Source organism: Plectonema radiosum NIES-515 (genome assembly GCF_025753815.1).
GTDB lineage: Bacteria > Cyanobacteriota > Cyanobacteriia > Cyanobacteriales > Nostocaceae > Hassallia > Hassallia radiosum_A.
On the sequence record NZ_JAOWRF010000064.1, the window covers coordinates 52,499 to 71,018 of the forward strand.

General features: G+C 42.0%; 14 protein-coding genes, 5 tRNA genes and 1 pseudogene. 8 read left to right on the forward strand and 12 right to left on the reverse strand.

The annotated features are described in order from the left end of the window. Positions 1-3 precede the first annotated feature (3 nt). The 8 genes from OGM63_RS03960 to OGM63_RS03995 form a co-directional block, all read right to left on the reverse strand. On the reverse strand, positions 4-1,095 hold the full coding sequence (locus OGM63_RS03960) for a hypothetical protein (RefSeq protein WP_263744206.1): 1,092 nt from the start codon (positions 1,093-1,095) through the stop codon (positions 4-6). A gap of 546 nt (positions 1,096-1,641) precedes the next feature. Next, on the reverse strand, positions 1,642-3,243 hold the full coding sequence (locus OGM63_RS03965; RefSeq protein ID WP_263744207.1) for a TROVE domain-containing protein: 1,602 nt from the start codon (positions 3,241-3,243) through the stop codon (positions 1,642-1,644). Positions 3,244-3,279: 36 nt separating this feature from the next. Beyond that, positions 3,280-3,403, reverse strand: a tRNA-OTHER gene (locus tag OGM63_RS03970). A gap of 31 nt (positions 3,404-3,434) precedes the next feature. Further along, positions 3,435-3,565, reverse strand: a tRNA-OTHER gene (locus tag OGM63_RS03975). Positions 3,566-3,595: 30 nt separating this feature from the next. Beyond that, positions 3,596-3,723 (reverse strand) — tRNA-OTHER (locus OGM63_RS03980). Positions 3,724-3,776: 53 nt separating this feature from the next. Further along, positions 3,777-3,901: transfer RNA gene (locus OGM63_RS03985), tRNA-OTHER, on the reverse strand. A gap of 35 nt (positions 3,902-3,936) precedes the next feature. Continuing rightward, positions 3,937-4,046 (reverse strand) — tRNA-OTHER (locus tag OGM63_RS03990). Between the two features lie 134 nt (positions 4,047-4,180). After that, positions 4,181-5,146, reverse strand: a complete 966-nt coding sequence (locus tag OGM63_RS03995) for a hypothetical protein (protein ID WP_263744208.1) — start codon at positions 5,144-5,146, stop codon at positions 4,181-4,183. Between the two features lie 358 nt (positions 5,147-5,504). Here OGM63_RS03995 and OGM63_RS04000 point away from each other — a divergent pair, with 358 nt between their 5' ends. After that, complete coding sequence (locus OGM63_RS04000) at positions 5,505-7,151, forward strand: alpha/beta hydrolase (RefSeq protein ID WP_263744209.1); 1,647 nt, start codon at positions 5,505-5,507, stop codon at positions 7,149-7,151. A gap of 373 nt (positions 7,152-7,524) precedes the next feature. Next, positions 7,525-8,367: an SPFH domain-containing protein gene (locus OGM63_RS04005; protein ID WP_263744210.1), complete on the forward strand. Its 843-nt coding sequence runs from the start codon at positions 7,525-7,527 to the stop codon at positions 8,365-8,367. A 30-nt stretch (positions 8,368-8,397) separates the two neighbouring features. Here OGM63_RS04005 and folP read toward each other — a convergent pair whose 3' ends face one another. The 3 genes from folP to OGM63_RS04020 form a co-directional block, all read right to left on the reverse strand. Continuing rightward, positions 8,398-9,255, reverse strand: coding sequence for a dihydropteroate synthase (gene folP / locus OGM63_RS04010; protein ID WP_263744211.1), 858 nt, complete (start codon positions 9,253-9,255; stop codon positions 8,398-8,400). Positions 9,256-9,479: 224 nt separating this feature from the next. Further along, complete coding sequence (tpiA, locus tag OGM63_RS04015) at positions 9,480-10,205, reverse strand: triose-phosphate isomerase (protein ID WP_263744218.1); 726 nt, start codon at positions 10,203-10,205, stop codon at positions 9,480-9,482. A 215-nt stretch (positions 10,206-10,420) separates the two neighbouring features. Further along, on the reverse strand, positions 10,421-11,146 hold the full coding sequence (locus OGM63_RS04020; protein WP_263744212.1) for a phytanoyl-CoA dioxygenase family protein: 726 nt from the start codon (positions 11,144-11,146) through the stop codon (positions 10,421-10,423). 345 nt (positions 11,147-11,491) lie between these two features. On the opposite strand from OGM63_RS04020, the gene OGM63_RS04025 reads away from it, so the two are divergent. The 6 genes and pseudogenes from OGM63_RS04025 to OGM63_RS04045 all read left to right on the forward strand — a co-directional run bounded on the left by OGM63_RS04025 (position 11,492) and on the right by OGM63_RS04045 (position 16,213). Then, positions 11,492-13,138, forward strand: coding sequence for an ArnT family glycosyltransferase (locus OGM63_RS04025; protein WP_263744213.1), 1,647 nt, complete (start codon positions 11,492-11,494; stop codon positions 13,136-13,138). A 13-nt stretch (positions 13,139-13,151) separates the two neighbouring features. Then, on the forward strand, positions 13,152-13,355 hold the full coding sequence (locus OGM63_RS29715) for an element excision factor XisI family protein (protein ID WP_375340450.1): 204 nt from the start codon (positions 13,152-13,154) through the stop codon (positions 13,353-13,355). A 202-nt stretch (positions 13,356-13,557) separates the two neighbouring features. Then, positions 13,558-13,767: a hypothetical protein gene (locus OGM63_RS04035; protein WP_263744214.1), complete on the forward strand. Its 210-nt coding sequence runs from the start codon at positions 13,558-13,560 to the stop codon at positions 13,765-13,767. Positions 13,768-13,860: 93 nt separating this feature from the next. After that, positions 13,861-14,079 (forward strand): element excision factor XisH family protein, encoded by a 219-nt coding sequence (locus OGM63_RS29720; protein WP_375340451.1) that lies wholly within the window; start codon positions 13,861-13,863, stop codon positions 14,077-14,079. Then, positions 14,061-14,369: pseudogene (locus OGM63_RS04040) on the forward strand (XisI protein); the annotation flags it as partial. The gene OGM63_RS29720 and the pseudogene OGM63_RS04040, both read left to right, overlap by 19 nt. 140 nt (positions 14,370-14,509) lie before the next feature. Then, entirely contained in the window at positions 14,510-16,213 is a 1,704-nt protein-coding gene (locus OGM63_RS04045) for a DUF262 domain-containing protein (RefSeq protein WP_263744215.1), read from the forward strand. A 78-nt stretch (positions 16,214-16,291) separates the two neighbouring features. Here the strand turns inward: OGM63_RS04045 and recG are convergent. Further along, positions 16,292-18,520, reverse strand: a 2,229-nt coding sequence (gene recG, locus OGM63_RS04050; protein ID WP_263744216.1) for an ATP-dependent DNA helicase RecG, incomplete at its 5' end; no start/stop codon positions are given.

Genomic DNA, 18,520 nt, shown 5'->3' on the forward strand with positions numbered 1-18,520 from the left:
TCTTCAGTTTCCAATCGGTGGAGCAAGAGCAGCACGCGGAGTTCCACCACCACCAATACTGTCTGCTTTATTGTTATCGACGATTTGCAACGCTTGAAATAGCTTCATCAAGTCGTCGTGTAACTGTCCGCTTGTACCCTGCAAATCATAGCCGAAGGTGTTGTGAAACTCATCTAGAACTCCTCTTTCCACTGCAAGGTAATGAGCGTCCCAACCGGCATCATCAACAACATAAGCTCCGTAATCTTGCAATGCATGAAATATTTTTTTAGCAGCAGGTGTTTGCAAGTTAAGACTTTCTTCGGTTTGGTCGGGAAGAATTGCTAAAAGCGCTCCTTGCATAAGGGCGGGGTTTTGACCATGATACTGGTTGGCGGCATTAGCATCTGCACGATCTGCGGGCCAGCGATGCCCAGGATTAGACTGAGAGTAATAATAATATTTTTCCCCCCAAAGAAGAACTTTCAATGCATGACGAATAGGCTGATTGCTGGTAAGTTCACCTTTGCGAATAGAGCCACCAATGGAAGAAAGACCAGAACCAAAATGCGCTCCCCCTATTCCTTCTCCGTAAATATCAACATCGGGATAATAACGCCAACCATAAATTGAACCTCCATGTTCACAACGAGCTAAGGGTTCAAGCTGCACTAAAGTTTTACCATCTGGCATGAGAAACGCACTCGCATTGTTGGGTGTGCTGTAGGGCTGATTTGTGGCATCTGCAACAATTAAATCGTCTGGAATGGGTAGTGAGATTTCCATAGATTTAGTGCCTGTACAGCGCCCTTCACCCCAGGTTCCAGGAACATAAACTGGACGGTAGGGATCACCTGCTTCGAGTTTGTAGAAGTACTCTTCATCTGCCGCAGCATAGCCTGCCTTATTGATGCCAGCAGGTATGTATTGGGCATTTGAGCCTATGGGCATGTTCCAAGGCGATGTCGATGAAAAGGGTTGAATAAACTTGTCTCGTGTAGGAGTTTGGCTGGGAGTTGGCATACAGCCGAGAACAAGAGTGACAATTACACTCGCTAGGAATATTACTAAACTAGATAGCCGCAAGCGCCGAGTCAAAAAGGGAAAAAAGCTCATGAAATAGTCGATCTTGTGTTTCCAGAGTCCAATGTATTTGGTAGATACACAGAATGTCATGAGCATTATTCCGGATTGCTTATTTACTCACTTATATGTATTTACACTAATTCAGTCAGCGCGCCCAGCCATTGTAAGCCTTGCCATGATTGGTTTACTGCTCATTACGAGCTTGGGATACAAAGTTCCTTGGTGACGTTATAGACCATTGCGTCAAAGTTAACTATTAGCCCTCTTTTATGACTCTGGAGAGAGAATAATAATTATGAAGCCCTGACGACTGGAAGTCGCGGCTACACAAACGCTCGTCCGCCTACTTTGGACTAACCTGAAAATAGGGTTTCAAATTTAATCTGGCGAGAGTAATAAAAGAGCGTTAGGTCTGTGGTTGTAATTATTTTGGTAATTGGGGATGAATCTGTTAGCGATCGCACACGATAATTTCCGTCCAAATGAATGGGGACTTGGCTCCCGGTCGGCTTCGGTGGGTATCTCGGTCAAATGCTTCTGTGAAGCAACTAAACGCAGTGGGGAGTGTCAAACTACTTACAACTCACCCGTAGCTAACATCTGAATAATCCGAGGTATTCCCGGATCGAATCCACCTAAATCCCAGGAAAGCGGATCTTTGGGGTCTACCAGCGTAATCTGGTAAGGTGTCAGGGTAACATACACTGCTTTCACATCGGGATTCACCTTTTGCCGATACTTAGCCAGCGCTTGACTGGGATGCTTATAACCAGCCCATGATTCTGAATCTGTCCAAAAGCAAACGACATCTGCTTTAAACTTATTCTTAATCATCCAGTCATAGGCTACAGATGCATCTGTTCCACCGAAGTTTTGATTGCTGGCTTTGCGAACAGCCGAACCAAAACTATCTTTGGCAGTAATACCCAAGTCGCGGAAGTCGGTTGCAAAGCCGCGAATCATGTAGTTTTTCTCAGCTTTTGCTGTCACTAAAGCCATTGTTGTGGCAATTTCACAACAAGTCAGTCCCATATCTGCAACCATACCACCCATTGAACCAGATACGTCAACGGCGTGCATGAAGACTTTATTTGTGGGTTTCACCACATCAAAAGACAATTCAACGGCTTTTTCTAAGATGTCTACAATCCGAGAAACTGGGTTCCAAGTCTTTTGGCTGCGTCCTAATCTTCCCCCAGATTGATAAGTTTTCAACGCTTTTAAAACATCAATCGGATGGATGCGTCCTTTACGCAGATGTTCTCTGTTGTTGAGAACAGCTTCCAAGCGCAGTAAGTTAGCGCTTTCATCGGTTCGCAAAACACCCAGTTGTGTTAGTGAACCGAGGTTACGCAACATTGCACCAATTGGCATTTCAGAGAAAAGCAGCTGCCAAGCAGCTTTATCCATTTTGCCCACAGGTGCAGCCATTTCGTGGCTTAGGTGTCCTTGAGTAATGGCTTCATGGGTTTTGGTGGGATTCCGTTTTAACCATTCATACCACCAAATCTGCGCGATCGCCTGGGAAGGAATTTCCACAGGCATTTCTTCCCAACCTTTAACCACCCACTCAAATAATTGCCGATGCTCTTCTGTAGGTGGCTTGACATGAAACAACCTTAATGCATCGCGATTGGTGAAACCTTGACGCTGTTGATATTTCAAAAGTTGATAAGCTAAACCTTTCACATCTTCCCGCGAAAGCCAATTTTTCCCAGCTTCGCGCACCACCTTACCAAATCCCCGCAGAGATTTGGTGTAACTCAACCATTCGTAAAAATGGCTACCAGTGCGGATAACAGATGTGAAGATTTCCATAAAAGCTTTTTTGGCTTCTGGTGCTTCACCCATCGACAGCAACACCAATGCAAGGATAGGCGCACTGTTATTGATGGCGCGTCCATCGCTAGCATACAAGATTTCTTCCGCAACCCGGCGGGGATTTTCGGCAACAGCTTGTTTTAAAACCGCGACAAAATCCTCTGTTAACTCTTGCTTACCGGCATAATAAGTGCTTTGTGCCGTGCCAACCAGCAAACAGCGACGCAGCATCTTCCAAATGCCAGCATCAAACATAAAGCCACCACTACGTCCCTGAATCATCTCTGCTTCTCGACCAGGGATAGGTTTATTTTGTGGTGTACCTTTCTTATTTTTTGTAAAGAATTTATAATTCATGACTTCATCTCCCAGCCCTTACGGGCAAAATGAAAGGTGGCGGAGCAGGATTTGAACCTGCGACATCCGGCTTAAAATGCGATAACCCTCATTCTTCGGCTCTTTCAAGCAAGGTGTGAAAAAGGATGTTTTCGGCGCTCTACCACTGAGCTACCCGCCACATGAGATTTGAGATTTTGGATTTGAGATTTTGGCGTGGGGAGGTGGAACTCGAACCCACCATCTCCCGGCTGGACGATAACCTTCAATTCTCCGTCCCGTTAGGGCTAAATTGCGAATAAAGGATATTTTTCCGGGTATTCTGCCATTAAACTATCGCCACATGAGATTTTGGATGGATTTTGAATTTATTTGGTGTAGCGGAGCAGGACTCGAACCTGCGACCTCTCGAACTTAAGTCGATAACCCTCATTCGTCGGCTCTTTCAAGCAAGGTGTGAATAAGGATGTTTTAGCGCTCTACCACTGAGCTACCCGCCACATGATATATTCATGCATGAATGCATTCAAAGAAGGCTTTTTAATTGTTTTGGTGTAGTGGGGCGGGATTCGAACCCGCGAATGCTCGTTTTTTATACGATAACCCTCAATTCTTCGGCTTTTTCAAGCAAGTTGTGAATAAGGATGTTTAGCGCCTTAAACCACTTGGCTACCCACCACATGAAAATTCGCACGTTTTGTATTTCTAATTAATTGGTGTAGCAAAGCGGGATTTGCACCCGCATTTGGGGCGAATTAAGGGGGACACTTTCGCGATAACCCTCACGGATAAAATTGGCGCTCTACTGTTGAGCTACTTGCCACATGAAATTTGAGATTTCATCTAAATACTCCTTTTTCTACATCAGCTTATATTACAAATGTAGTTTATGTAGTGCCTATTGTCAAGGAGTTGGGAAATTAATTTTGGAGTTGGTGAGTCTGGTAAAATTTAGGGGTCAGAATTCTGAGTTTTGAGTTTTGACTTCTGACTCCTGACTTCTTTTATTTTTATCTGCTTCTTTCTGCGCCGCTTCACTATACTCTCGATATAACTTAGTGCGAATTTGAGCTTCTTTATACCGACTATGATTGGATGGGACTTTACTCATTAAATCAGAGGCTCTTTGCCACCTAGCAGCTAGATCTAACCATTGAATTGATGTTTGAGCATTTTTACCGCTTGCAGAAGCTTGATTGGCAATTCTCACAGATGCTGCAAACAAATCTTCATCTAGGGTAGAATCACTGGATATATCCGCCAGAGGAGGTATTTCTGGTTCTTGGTTAATCCAAGCTGGCTCGGAAGATTTTACCGCTGGTGATAAAGGTTTAAGCACTTGTTGTGGCATTGAATTCCATTTACCACCTAACCAACCATAAGCACTCCAACCAAGGAAAAATAAAAACAGGGATAAACCCACTGTATTTAGCATCTGTCCATTGGGGGATTTTTTGTGTTTATTTTTGTTAATCAGTACTAAAGAACTAGAATATTGTGACTTGGGTAAATTTGGCTTTGCTTGTTCGATTTTACGCTCTTGGAAATCTTGAATTACTTGCTGTATTATTGTTGGTTGAGCTAAAATAATTTCCTCTGACCAAAGTAAATAGTTTTCTCCAGCGCGGCTAATTTCCTCTAACCATAGCAATTGCTGTTCTTGAACAATTCGACTGTTGATGTTAACTCTGCGAATGTTACGGGGTCCGATTGATTCGAGAATTTGCTGAATTTGCTTGACTAGAGTTGATTGTTCAAGTTTATCAACTGTACGCGCCTCACAAAGAAGTTGTAAGACACCATCAGCAAAAATAGCTCTGGTTCTGACACCAGAATTGGCTAACTTTTGGTTCAATACTTGAATAATCGCAGCAACGCTACCCAGGTGAGCTTGCCACGCAATATCATTTATCCGGTCTGTCATTTGAAGTTTAACGATAGCTTTTTAAAGGGTGAATTGTTAATAAAGTAATAAATTTATGATACCGAGGCTGATGTTTTATACATCGATCGCCATTTTCTCGATTGTATGAGTAAAAATATGACCTTGGCAAATGAAATTGTCAAAATTAAGACTCATGTTCGACTGGAGTTAGTGTAGTATATTTGGGGACAACTTGTGCATAAACGGGTTTCACAGATGCAAGCCGGAAAAAATACTCAAGTAAATTTTTGCTATAAGTTGTAGAAGAAGTGCATTCATCAAAGAGAGGGAATTACAGCAATTAGTTTTTGTAAGTGCTGAAAATTCGCGCTTTCCCAAAAGTTGGGCAAATAAATCTATGCAATTTCAGCTTAAGGTAAGAAATCGGCGTAAAATTGCGATCGCACAAAAATTATTGTGTAGTTTGTCCCTAGCTTTGGGTTTGGGTGTGGGGATGCCTTCTACATTAGCTGCTCAAAGAATTATTATCCGCTTAGGTCCATTTGAGCAATCGGTAGCGATCGCCGATTTAGAAAAATACGCCAAAACTGGTAAACTACCAGAAAAACTGGAAATTTTATCTTCTGTACTCTCACCAGAAGTACAAAAGTTGCTCACAAGACGTTTGCAAGTAGATCCGGCTGTCGCAGACAAGTTTATCGCTGATTTAGTGCGAACACCAGAAGGTAAACAATTAATTGCATCTTTGGGAGTAGCAATTCCCGGTAGTACAGTCGAAAGCTTGCAAGGAACACTTAACATCGCACTGCGACAATTCAACGGTTTAAGCGCACTTGGTTTTTTACGAGCTTATCCACAATCCGATGTTACCGTAGATGCAACTCAAGCGATCGCTCTTGCAGTTGAATTTAGCGCCAATCGTTTGCAAAGTCAAGCTTTGGGAGTCTTGCTAGCACGAGAATTAGCTGTTGACAATAATATACCGTTTCGGGCAACTTTCGACCCAGCGGCAAGAGGCAAAGAAACAGTTGAAGTACAAACTTTAAGGTTTACCGACAGACAACGAAATAGAATTATTCCTGTAGATATATATTCAAGTCGGGTTGAAGCGCAAACACCCTTAGTAGTAATTTCCCACGGTTTTGGGGCAAATCGCAAATTTGCGGAATATTTAGCGCGTCATTTAGCATCTCACGGTGTCACGGTTGCAGCAATTGAACATCCTGGTAGCAACCTGACATCAGTTAATAACGCTTCCGCATCTGGTAATTTAGCAGATTTGATGCCAGCATCAGAATTTGTTGATCGTCCCAAAGATGTCACTTTTTTATTAAATGAACTGGCAAAACTAAATACTCAACCAGGACAACTTCGAGGAAAGCTAAATACCGAGAAAGTGACTGTGATCGGTCATTCTTTGGGGGGTTATACGGCTTTGGCTTTGGTTGGGGGAGAATTAGACTTAAAGGATTTACGGCAATATTGCAAAGATTCTCTCAGTTTTGGTGAATCTCCGGGAGATTGGTTGCAATGTACGGCGGCACCTTTGGGAGATAAGATTAGACAATTAAAAGATGAACGGGTAAAAAGTGCGATCGCTCTCAATCCTCTCGTCGGTAAACTATTTGGCAAAAACGGTTTAAATAAAATTACCAAGCCAGTTTTAATCTTAAGCGGCACCGAAGATTCCCTGACCCCAGCCCTAAACCATCAAATCCAACCTTTTACTCAACTACGAGGAACCAAATATCTGTTAACTGCGATCGGTGGTACTCACTTGAGTATTACCGACCCAGCATATGTAGGAACAGCAGCCACTGCGATCGTCAAAGAACGGCGTGGTGTAGAAACCGAATCTTTGCGTCAACTAACTCGTGGTGTCAGTTTAGCTTTTATTGAACAACTTACACCATCAGCGTTAATTTATCAACCGTTTCTCACACCAGCTTACGCCCAATCTCTTTCTACACCCCAACTGCCATTGCGTCTAGTTTCCGAGTTACCGGCAAACATTAAACCGTGGCTGGAGTTTGTTGTTAAGTAAAGGGTCAAGAGTCAAGAGTCAAGAGTCAACGGTGAACAGTCAATAGACATCTCCAAAAATTAATTATGCGTTAACCAGAATCCTTGTAGAGACGCGAAATTTCGCGTCTCTACATTCTTTTCCAACAGATGTTTAATAGTCAACAGTTATCCCCTATCCACTATCCACTATCCACTTTCATAAAAAAATACTTGCCAGCGTGACACTCAAGTGCTTTAATAGCCATTGCCTTGGGTTATCGTGTCTTGCCTTCCACTGCTGGTTGTGATAATAAGATTACACATTCAAGACATTAGACTTAAAGGTAGGACAAGTTAGTACTATGTCTTTTAGATTAAATTTCAATTCTGCCAAAAGCTGAATAGGAGCATATATGGAGCCAATTGTTGCTATAGTCTTAGTGCTTATAGGCTATGCGTTAGGGTCTGCAAAACTGATTAATGAAGGTAATGAAGCCTTAGTCGAACGTTTAGGACGGTATCATCGCAAACTTAAGCCAGGTCTAAACTTCATCGTTCCCTTGGTCGATAGTATTGTAATGGAAGATACTACACGAGAGCAGATTTTAGACATTAAGCCTCAGAAAGTGATTACCAAAGATAACGTTTACCTGGAAGTTGATGGCGTTGTCAACTGGCGAATCATGAGTATGGAGAAAAGCTTTTACAAAATCGATGATATTCAAATATCGCTAGCAAACCTGGCAACGGTTGAACTTCGTGCCAACATTGCCGATAGAACTTTAACGGAAACCATTTCTTCTAGAAATCAGATGAATCAATCTCTGTTGCAGATTTTGAACCAGGTAAGCGCAGAATGGGGAGTTGAGATTATTCGGGTAGATATTCAAAGTATTACACCCCCTGAGAGCGTACAGAAGTCAATGGCAGAGCAGCAAGCGGCTGTAATCAGAAAACAAGCAGCTATTACCACAGCTGAAGGAGAGCAGCAAGCTGCAATTAAGAGAGCAGAAGCAACTAAAGAGTCAATTCGGATACTTTCTGATGCGATAACTTCCAAACCGGAAACTAGAGAAATTCTCAAATATCTCGTAGCTCAAGAACAAGTAGAAGCTAACCAAAGACTTGGTGCTAGTAACAATGCCAAAATTGTCTTTCTTAATTCAGGACTACCAGAGGGAGCACTTGACCAGATGCTTGGGGACACTGTAGCTCATGAAGGTAATGGCAATACCTCTGAGAATAGTTCTGTCTAATCTGAAGTCAAAAGTCTCTCTGAGATTGATTTAATCACGATGTGGAGAATGTCGCATAAGTGCATCGGCAACTAGCGATACATCGCGCATTTCTTTGACATCGTGAACTCTCAGGATATCAGCACCATTAAAGATAGCTGCACAACATGCTGCTGCGGTTCCCCAAACTCGTGCTTTTGCGTCTGGTTGATTTAAAATGCGACCAATGAAGCTTTTACGGGATGATCCTACTAGGATAGGGCAGTTGAGTTTTGTGAGCGATCGCAACCGGCGAAATATTTCTAAGTTTTGCTCGTAGTTCTTGGCAAAGCCAATACCAGGATCGATAATTATTTTCTCAGGTCTAATACCCGCAGAGTATGCGATCGCAATTTGCCTTTCTAAAAAAGTATAAATCTCCCCCATCAAATCCTGATAATCTGTGAGTTGATTCATCGTCTCTGGGTTTCCCCGGATATGCATTAAGATAATTGGCACATTTAATTTAGCAACTGTTGGCAACATTTCTAAGTCAAAGGTGCCCCCAGAGATATCATTGACTATATCCGCTCCAGCTTCAATTGATGCTTTTGCTACAACCGCTCTTGTGGTATCTACAGAAATTGGCACGTCCATTTCTTTTCTGAGTACTTGTAAGACCGACAGCACCCGCTCAAGTTCTTCAGCCACAGAGATTTGCACGGCTCCTGGTCGAGTCGATTGACCACCGATATCAATAATATCAGCACCAGCGGCTACCAGTGTTTTTGCTTGTATTAAAGCCGCAGCAACGCTGTTAAAATCGCCACCATCACTAAAGCTATCAGGCGTCACATTTAAAACGCCCATAAGATAAGTCCGCTGTCCCCAATGGAAACAGCGATCGCGAATTATCAAATTACTTTGCATAAACACGTAGTAAGCACTCGTGTGTGCTTAAAACATTCATCAAAGTTGGACAATTGAGGCAGCAGCCCACAGATGTGCATTCCCAGGCAGAACGCGGGAACCAGAAGATGCAACATTCGATTATATCATGTCCGTTTAATTAACAGTAATAAAAACCTACCTACCGTCGTAGAGACGTTCCGCCGGAACGTCTTTACATTGTAAGTAATTTACCGGACATCAGATTACTTGTAGTTAACAATTCGGGCAAAACCGGCAGCTTCTAAACTTGCTCCTCCCACCAAAACGCCATCAATTTCGGGTTGTGCCATAATTTCGTCAATATTATTTGGTTTGACTGAACCGCCATATTGAATTGGAACATTGGGATTTGTCAACTGACTGCGAATTAAACCAATTACCCGATTAGCTTCTTTTGTTTCGCAAGTGTCACCAGTGCCGATAGCCCAAATCGGTTCGTAAGCAATCACCAAGTTAGTTTGATCAACATCCACCAAGTCTTTTTCTAACTGAGTGATAATCAGAAGTTCGGTTTCTCCTGCATCTCGTTGTTGCTTTGTTTCACCTACACACAAAATTGGGGTAAGACCATACTTTTGAGCAGCTTTGAGACGCAAGTTGACGGTAGTATCTGTTTCCCCAAAGTATTGTCGGCGTTCGCTATGACCGACAATTACATAACGCACACCAATTTCTGTCAGCATGGGACCGGAAATTTCACCGGTATATGCTCCGCTTTCTTCCCAGTGGACATTTTGCGCTCCTAGCTGTACGAGACTTCCATGCAGATTCATGGACAAAGCGCTTAAGTCAGTGAAGGGTACACATAAAACGACTTCTCGCTCTTCGGGGGTTTCTTGTAAGGTGGGCAGAAATCCTTGTAAAAACTCTTGGGATTCTGCCTGAGTTTTGAACATTTTCCAGTTGCCGGCAATAACTATTTTTCGCACAGGTAATTTTGTCAAGAAGAATAATGCTACTTTAGATGCATTTTTCAATGTACTACTTTATGGCACAGGTGTTTCAATGGCATCTTTGCTTAGTTTGGATACGGGGGTGCGATAATTTGATGGAGCGTGTGCTTTTAGGATCAATATAACGAACCGCTAAGACGCCAAGGACGCCAAGGAGGAAGAGGAGGAAGGGAGTTTTTGGGTGAGTTGTGTTAAGGATAGACTCCAGGTGGATTGAGTATTTGCCGTTGTGATGGGGTGAGGTCTGGGTAATGGTCTGGGTTATATAAATATTTTGCCCAAGCTGATGGATGGGGTGAATATTTGTAAAAAAGTGTCCGACGCTCGTGTGTTCCTTTCCAAGGAAGTGTACCGTGAGTTAATGCTTCGGTAAATATTATGGCGCTTCCTGCTTTGACTGTAACTGCTTGTACGCAGGGATGGGGAATTTTCAAATCAAGCCATTCTTGTGGGAAGGGTAGATTACTTTTATGGCTACCAGGAACGCATCCCATACCACCGGTTCCGGGATGTACGTCATTTAGTTCGTAAGCAACGGCAGTTAAGCCGTTGTACATTCTGTTATCTTTAAATTGGTAATATTGGCAAGGATCGTAGGGAGTTCCACCCCCATGTAAATGAGAGCCAATCGGACCGATACCTTGACGGATGATGTGAAGGTAGTCATGATCTAGGCGAAATTTCTCTCCTAACAAATTAGATAGGTAGGGAGTGATTCGCGGATGATCGAGCAAATTTCTCAAAGGCTTACCCCAAGATAGTAAACTATCAAAGCGTAGAAATTTTGCTTGCTCATATTGGAGTGCAATTTGTTGATCTAGCAGTGACTGAACAAGGGCTATTTCGTCACGATTGAGTACGTTCTCAATCACTAGAAAGCCTTGTAAGTCAAATAGATAGCGTTCAAATTCGGTCATAAAATTTATTGCTTGATGTAGATTTTCAACTTTTGACAGGACTTAGGCACGGAACTTGGTATTTCCGTGATTGCGACATCAGGAAGCAATCTGAAAGTCTTATTTTCTCGCAACTGAGTGCGTAAGTCCTATTTTGATTTATATGACTTCAACCAGGAATGAGCGCAAAAACTCTCGCAAACCCTCTTTTCTTGGCGCCCTTGGCGTCCTTCTCCCTTGGCGTTAGCCTCTCCCTTTGGGAGAAGGGGAGACGCTAACGCGAAGGCGGTTCGTTTTTCCATCATTCTGCGTAAGTCCTATTCAACGTTAAAATGCATCTTAATAAGAAGGATAAAATTTAAATAAATGCAAATAGCTCAGAAATGGCTGGCTGAAAAAACTAATCAGTTAGTGCTTTTTTTACTGGTTGGGGGACTGCTGTTTCGATCCTTCCTGGCTTTTTCGGTTTACCCTACTTTTGATGAAGCTTACTACTATCTTTACAGTCTGCATCTAGATTGGAGCTATTTCGATCATCCGGTTTTGGTTGCGCTGACAACTGGTTTTGGTCCTTGGTTGACTGGAGTTGTATCCCAATTCACAATTCGTATGGGAGCTATAATTTGCTACACAGGTAGTTTGGTGCTATTGTATCTGACTAGCAAGAGACTATTCTCAGAATCGGCTGCGAAGTTGACTTTGGCGATCGCTACTATTTGTCCAATTTTTCAAGTTACTTTTGGCATCCTCAGTCTACCTGACAGTCCACTGATGTTTTTTTGGTCTGCCAGTTTATATTGTGCGGTTAATGAGTTTTTTCGGCAACCTGAGAATCAAGAATCCTGCTCATCTAATTTATATGTCCCTAGTTACCGTTTGGCGATTCTTGGTATTTTGGTAGGATTAGCCTGCGATAGCAAATATCACGGTTTTGTTTTGGGAGTGGGGTTAATTGGTTTTTGTTTAACGAGTCCACGTCATCGCTGTGTAGTGCGATCGCCTTGGGCATGCTTAGGGTTATGCTTATTTATCATCACCATCTCCCCAATTGTCTTTTGGAATATTCAGCATGATTGGGTGTCTTTTCGTTTCCAGTCAGAGCGAGCAGTGCCTAAAAGCGGCTACAATCTGCTGAGTGTAATATCTGTCTTGTTTCTTGGGATAGCCTATTTATTTCCTACTATAGGATTTCCGCTTTGGTGGGTGAGTTTGCGATCGGCAACAGATCGTATAAGTCAACTTTTTTCTGAGAAATTATTAATTTATAAAAAAGATTTAGACGCTTCGGTGCTATTGATTTTATGGGTGTCCCTACCCATAATTTTCGGGTTTACTTTCATCGGAGGATATCGGCAAATTTTGCCGGCTTGGACGATGCCAGGATTTTGGGGGACAACTTTACTATTAGGGCAACAGGCAGTTATCTGGCAAGAGAAATCCAGACGTTCTGTGCGACGATGGCTTTTAGGTTCGGGAATTGCGGTTAGCTGCATGTTACTTATTGTCCTGCTGCAAATAACAACAGGAATCATGCAAAAGCCTAGTCAATACGCTTTCATGGGAGGATTCTTGTCTCCCAAAGATGACCCCTCTACAGAACTAATTGATATTAGGCAATTGCGACGCGGTTTTGCTGAATCTCCGATCTTAAGTGCAGCGCTACACAACTCTAGCTTTATATTTACTAATCGCTACTATCTAGGTGGACCGATTGCAATGTCCCTTAAACCTCTAGCTGACACACCGATTACTTGCTTTGATATTGGCAAGGATCTGCGTGGATTTGCTTTTTGGTCAAAACCAGAGCAATGGTTAGGAAAAGATGCGCTGTACATCACTACTGCCCCCTTTAATCTCAGAAAAGACTTAATGGCTAGCTATCGAAGTTACTTTAGCAGCCTGAGTGCGATCGAAAAGATACCGATTCGACGAGGTGGGGTGGTTATCAACGTCGTTTATGTCTATCAAGCTAAGACACTTTTAAAGCCCTATCCCCGCTCTTACGGGATTTGAGAAGTTGTGAGGAATTGCTGGGGATTTATTAGAGTTGGGGGTTCCGAAGGATGATATTGTGTTGGCATTTCAAGCACCCGCTAGAAGGAAGTATACGGATTTTGCTGTAAGTTACAGCGATTTTCGCTTATATGAACCACATTATTTTTATCTCACGCAAAGTCGCAGAGCCGCAAAGGAAGAAATGAAGAAACAAGAGTGTGGTCTAAATAGCTGAAAATTGCTGTAAGTAGTGACCTGCATCAACTTAGTAGTCAAAAATTTGCCCAAATAACTCAGGTTAACTCCAGATAGCTAGAAACCAGATTTAGATATATGCGATCGCCACATCTCAATGCGCGATCGCATATATCTGTAATTCATTTTGAGACTGATTCGTTATAATATTGACGATAAACTTGGCTTTAGAGGGCAAATGTATGACTAGCCGGGAGCAGCTTATCCAAGAACTTGCAGAGGTTCCAGATGAGTTAGTCAAAGTAATGTTAGATTTTTTGCATCGGGTTCAGACAACGCGTAGTCATCATCCTCTAGCAAAATTTGCGGGTATTTTGAGTGATGATGAGGCAGTTGATTTACACAAAGCAATTCAAACTGATTGTCGTCAGGTTGATTTAAATGAGTGGTGAAATTGCGTTAGATACTTCTGTTGCAATACGTTTATGTTTTGAGATCGCTTTTCCCCTCATCTCAAGGTGCGATCGCCTAAATCCACTGGTCAGGTGATGAATTATCGCTTAATTTTGCAACAGGAAGAACCGGATAGGGTTCTATATCTCGCGGTTACTATTGATATTTATGAAACTTTTTTTAAGTTAGAATTTACTCATCTGGCTATTGCTAACTATCAATTTAAACTCATTGTCTACGATACCGAGCAGGGGGGAATAGTTCAATGGATAAGTTATAGCAGTATCAAAATTATATTGAACATTTATTGAAAGAGTATAGTCAATTTAAGCCATCTTATGGAGATGTGGAAGTACAGTTAGTTTTTGATAGGGAACACAAGCACTATCAATTAATGACATTTGGGTGGAATGGAAACAAGCGCATCCACGGGATGATGCTGCATCTCAATATTAAAAATGGAAAAATTTGGATTCAGCATGATGGAACAGAACGGGGAATTGCTGGGGATTTGTTAGAGTTGGGGGTTCCGAAAAAGGATATTGTGTTGGCATTTCAAGCACCCGCAAGAAGGAAGTATACGGATTTTGCTGTAAGTTAAGGAGATATCTGAAACTGTCTTAACTTTAAAACTGCATAAGTTGCTTGTATTCTATCTAGCAGGAGGTATATATCTGAAGCTGGATTGTTATGCTAGTACTTAGATGCGATATGTACTTCATAAACGTTCAGGATTTTCAAATGCCAACGTCCAGTATTGATAGCCGCTTAATGAGCTTCGGTGAATTACTCACAGGCAATAATTCATACTCAGTGCCTAGTTTCCAAAGAGATTATTCATGGACAGAAGCACAAATTGATCAGCTTTGGAATGATATCACTGAGACGCTGGACGAAGGACGTAGCGAACACTTTATTGGGGCAGTTGTTGTAAATAACTCAAAAAAACCTGAGTTAATGTTGATAGATGGGCAACAGCGTGTAACAACGATGTCAATATTGATGTGTGTACTTAGGAATATAGCTAAAGAAAAAGGAGATGATCAGTTAGCTCAAACTATTTCAAACAAGTATTTAGGTTCATTGAATCTGCGAACTCGGAAAACCGAATCCAAGCTAGTGCTTAATGAAAGAAATAATCAGTTTTATCAAGAATATATTGTTGAATCCCAAACAATTACTTTCTTACGTGAGCTATCTGTATCTAAAAAGAGAAGTATAGACAAATCAAACAAACTAATAGTTGACGCATATTTATTTTTGTACCAAAAAATTCAAGAACGTATAAAAGAACTAGGAAAGAAAGTAGGAGACATTGTAGTTTTAATCGAACTGGAAGAATGCATCCGAGATAAATTAGTATCAATTTTAATATCAGTTGCAGATGAAGCTAATTCTTACCTAATTTTTGAGACTTTGAATGATAGAGGTTTAGATTTATCTGTTGCAGACCTCCTAAAAAACTATTTGTTTTCAAGAGCATCTGACAGATTAAAAGAAGTTCAAAGAAAATGGGAACAAATAATATCAGATAAGTTAGATTTGACGAGATTTATCCGCCACTACTGGTTGTCAAAATATGGACTTGTAACAGAAAAAGATTTATACCGTAAAATAGCAATAGAATTGCGAAATTCTTCCCAAATATTTGATTTTGTTAGCCAATTGCGGGAAGCCGCAGAAATTTATGCTGCATTTGAAAATTCCCAAAGTCCAGTTTGGGATTCATATAACTCAGACTTGAAGAAAGATATTGAGCGGCTTAATCTTTTTAAAGTAAGTCAATGCTATTCCGTTTTACTTGCTGCAAAAGAAAGCTTAACAGATGAGTTGTTTCCAAAAGCTTTAAGAATTATAGTTATCTTATCTTTTCGCTACAACGTTATCTGTGCATCGAATCCTAATAAACTTGAATCTGCCTACAGTAACGCTGCTAGATATATTCGAGAACATAAGCCAAAATCTGCTAAACATATCTTCGAGCAGTTAAAGGAATTTTATCCCAGTGATACTGAGTTTGAGAGAGCTTTTGTAGAGAAGAGCTTTACAGCAAGCAATACAAAGCTAGCACGCTACATTCTCAGTGAGATTAACAGTCATTATATGGACAGCAAAGAATTGATTGCAAATCCAAATGCAACTGAATTGAACTTAGAGCATATTCTGCCTCAAAAGCCAAGTGATAAGTGGCTGGTAGAATTCTCGAAGACCGATCCAAATCAGTACATCTATAGGCTGGGTAACATGACATTGCTGGATTCATCAGTTAATCGTAAAGTAGGCAATACCTCATTTGAGGAGAAATCTGCCAAAGCTTTTTCTAATTCAAAGTTGGATATTACAAGAGAAATTTTGAAGGATTCAGTTTGGGGACCGAAACAGATTGAAGAAAGGCAAAAGAAGATGGCTAAAATGGCTTGCCAGATTTGGCGTCTTAATTACTAGGGAAGTATTTAACATCAAGACAAATTTGTACAGCTTTTTTAAATTTGAGATTTTGATTCGGAGCAAAATGACGCGAAATCACGTCAAAATTGTCCCACCCATCAACCGCTCGTAGCGATACTTCAACTCTTCTTTCATCAAATACCAACGCTCTAAAGTTGCATCTATCTCTATCACTTTCTCAGCTGCTTGCCGCGCTAACAATAAAACTTCCTCATCCTCAACTAAACTCGCCAAAGTAAAATCTGGCACACCCGATTGACGAGTTCCCAACACTTCACCCGGACCGCGAAAACGCATATCCATTTCTGAGATGAAAAAGCCATCCTGGGACTGTTCCAAAACTTTCAGCCGCGCTTCTGCATCGGGGCTTCGAGAATTGCTCATCAACAAACAGTAGGATTGCGCTGTACCCCGACCAACACGTCCCCGCAATTGATGCAACTGAGATAAACCGAAGCGTTCCGCATTTTCTATGAGCATGACTGTAGCATTTGGGATGTCTACACCGACTTCAACGACGGTGGTAGAAACGAGAATTTGAGTTTGGCGATCGCGAAATTTACTAATTGCCTCGTCTTTATCAGCCGAACTCATCCGACCGTGCAACAATCCCACCGCAAACTCTGGAAAAATGCTTTCTTGTAGCTTTTGATGCTCCTCCACAGCCGATCGCAAATCCAATTTCTCTGATTCTTCCACCAGCGGCAAAACTACATAAACTTGCCTTCCCTGAGCGATTTCCCGGCGAATTAAATCGTAAGCTTGAGTACGTTCCTTACTCGTCAGCATTGTTGTCTGTATCTTCTGCCTTCCCGGTGGCAATTCATCAATCTGACTGACGTCCAAATCTCCGTGTATCGTCAGCGCTAAGGTTCTCGGTATGGGCGTAGCTGTCATCGTTAACACATGGGGTTGTTCGCCTTTTTGCTGCAAACGCGCCCGCTGTTGCACCCCAAAGCGGTGCTGTTCATCTATTACCACCAAACCGAGCCTATGGAAAATTACTGGGTCTTGAATCAAAGCATGTGTTCCCACTAACAAAGGTAATTCACCCGTTGCTAGTTGGGCGTGAATTTGTCGCCGTTTTGCCACTTTTGTGGAACCTGTCAGTAATTCTACTGGTAAACTTAGCAAATTAAACCAGCTAACTAACTTGCGATAATGCTGTTCTGATAAAACTTCGGTGGGAGCCATCAGTGCAGCTTGATAACCTGATTGAATTGCGGCAATAATGGCAATTACCGCGACAACAGTTTTACCAGAACCGACATCACCCTGCACAAGACGATTCATCGCTGCGGGTTTTTGTAAGTCGTTGAGGATGTCGTTGACAACTCTGGTTTGAGCGCCGGTCAGTTTAAAAGGCAATATTTTGTGGAATTGTTCGATTAACTCACCTTTGGGAGCGAGGATGGCACTGGTTTGAATCGCTCTAGCTTGATGCTGACGTTGCAGTAAACTTAGTTGCAAATAGAAAAATTCATCGAACACGAGACGACGACGAGCAACTTTGAGAGTATCGCTGTCTTTTGGGAAATGAATGTTAGCGATCGCATCTTTCAATTCCATCAAATTATACTTCTGTCGCAAACCACTCGGCAAAGGGTCTTTCATATGTGCCGCAGATGGCAAAGTAGCAATTACCGCGCTTCTGACCACATTCGCCGCTATACCTTCAGTTAGCGTATAAATCGGCACTATCCGACCAATATTTAAAGACTCAATCGGATCTCCCGGTTGTGCCAAAACTTCTAATTCTGGATTATCTAGCGTCAAGCCGTCTTTACCGCTTTTCACCAACCCACACGCTGCGATAATACTACCTTCTGCGTAACGACGCTTTAAAGTTTCCTGCCAACCGCGACTGGTAAAGCGCGTACCCGCAAAAAAGCGGCTAACTTTGATTTTGCCAGTATTATCTTGCAACTGTATGTTCAAAATCATTAATTTCTTGTTGCGGGGGCTAACATAGCAGTTGCAACTTTTTACCTTTGCCACTATCGTCACCGTTTCCCCCCCCTGCAACTCGCGGATGCTCACCTGACGCGCATAATCAATATGGTCGCGGGGAAAGTAATATAGCAAGTCACGTACAGTATATAAATTAAGAGATTGTCCTAAAGCGATCGCTTTTCTAACTCCTATTTCTGGTAAATCATGCAATTTTTGGTCAATTTTCGGCGCCAGTAACCGACTCACTTCCGCAACGATAGGAGACAGGGGAAGAGGGGGGGATAGGGAGAGGGGGGGATGGGGAGAGGGGGGGAAAGAAGAATTATTCTCCTTGTCCTCCTTGTCCTCCTT

What these genes read in the sequence shown, in the direction of transcription:
- OGM63_RS04025 (WP_263744213.1), top strand. Translation starts at nt 11,492, where the DNA reads ATGCAAATAGCTCAGAAATGGCTGGCTGAAAAAACTAATCAGTTAGTG.
- OGM63_RS04020 (WP_263744212.1), bottom strand. Translation starts at nt 11,146, where the DNA reads ATGACCGAATTTGAACGCTATCTATTTGACTTACAAGGCTTTCTAGTG.
- OGM63_RS04000 (WP_263744209.1), top strand. Translation starts at nt 5,505, where the DNA reads ATGCAATTTCAGCTTAAGGTAAGAAATCGGCGTAAAATTGCGATCGCA.
- OGM63_RS04045 (WP_263744215.1), top strand. Translation starts at nt 14,510, where the DNA reads ATGCCAACGTCCAGTATTGATAGCCGCTTAATGAGCTTCGGTGAATTA.
- OGM63_RS03965 (WP_263744207.1), bottom strand. Translation starts at nt 3,243, where the DNA reads ATGAATTATAAATTCTTTACAAAAAATAAGAAAGGTACACCACAAAAT.
- OGM63_RS04035 (WP_263744214.1), top strand. Translation starts at nt 13,558, where the DNA reads ATGACTAGCCGGGAGCAGCTTATCCAAGAACTTGCAGAGGTTCCAGAT.
- folP (WP_263744211.1), bottom strand. Translation starts at nt 9,255, where the DNA reads ATGCAAAGTAATTTGATAATTCGCGATCGCTGTTTCCATTGGGGACAG.
- OGM63_RS03995 (WP_263744208.1), bottom strand. Translation starts at nt 5,146, where the DNA reads ATGACAGACCGGATAAATGATATTGCGTGGCAAGCTCACCTGGGTAGC.
- OGM63_RS04005 (WP_263744210.1), top strand. Translation starts at nt 7,525, where the DNA reads ATGGAGCCAATTGTTGCTATAGTCTTAGTGCTTATAGGCTATGCGTTA.
- OGM63_RS03960 (WP_263744206.1), bottom strand. Translation starts at nt 1,095, where the DNA reads ATGAGCTTTTTTCCCTTTTTGACTCGGCGCTTGCGGCTATCTAGTTTA.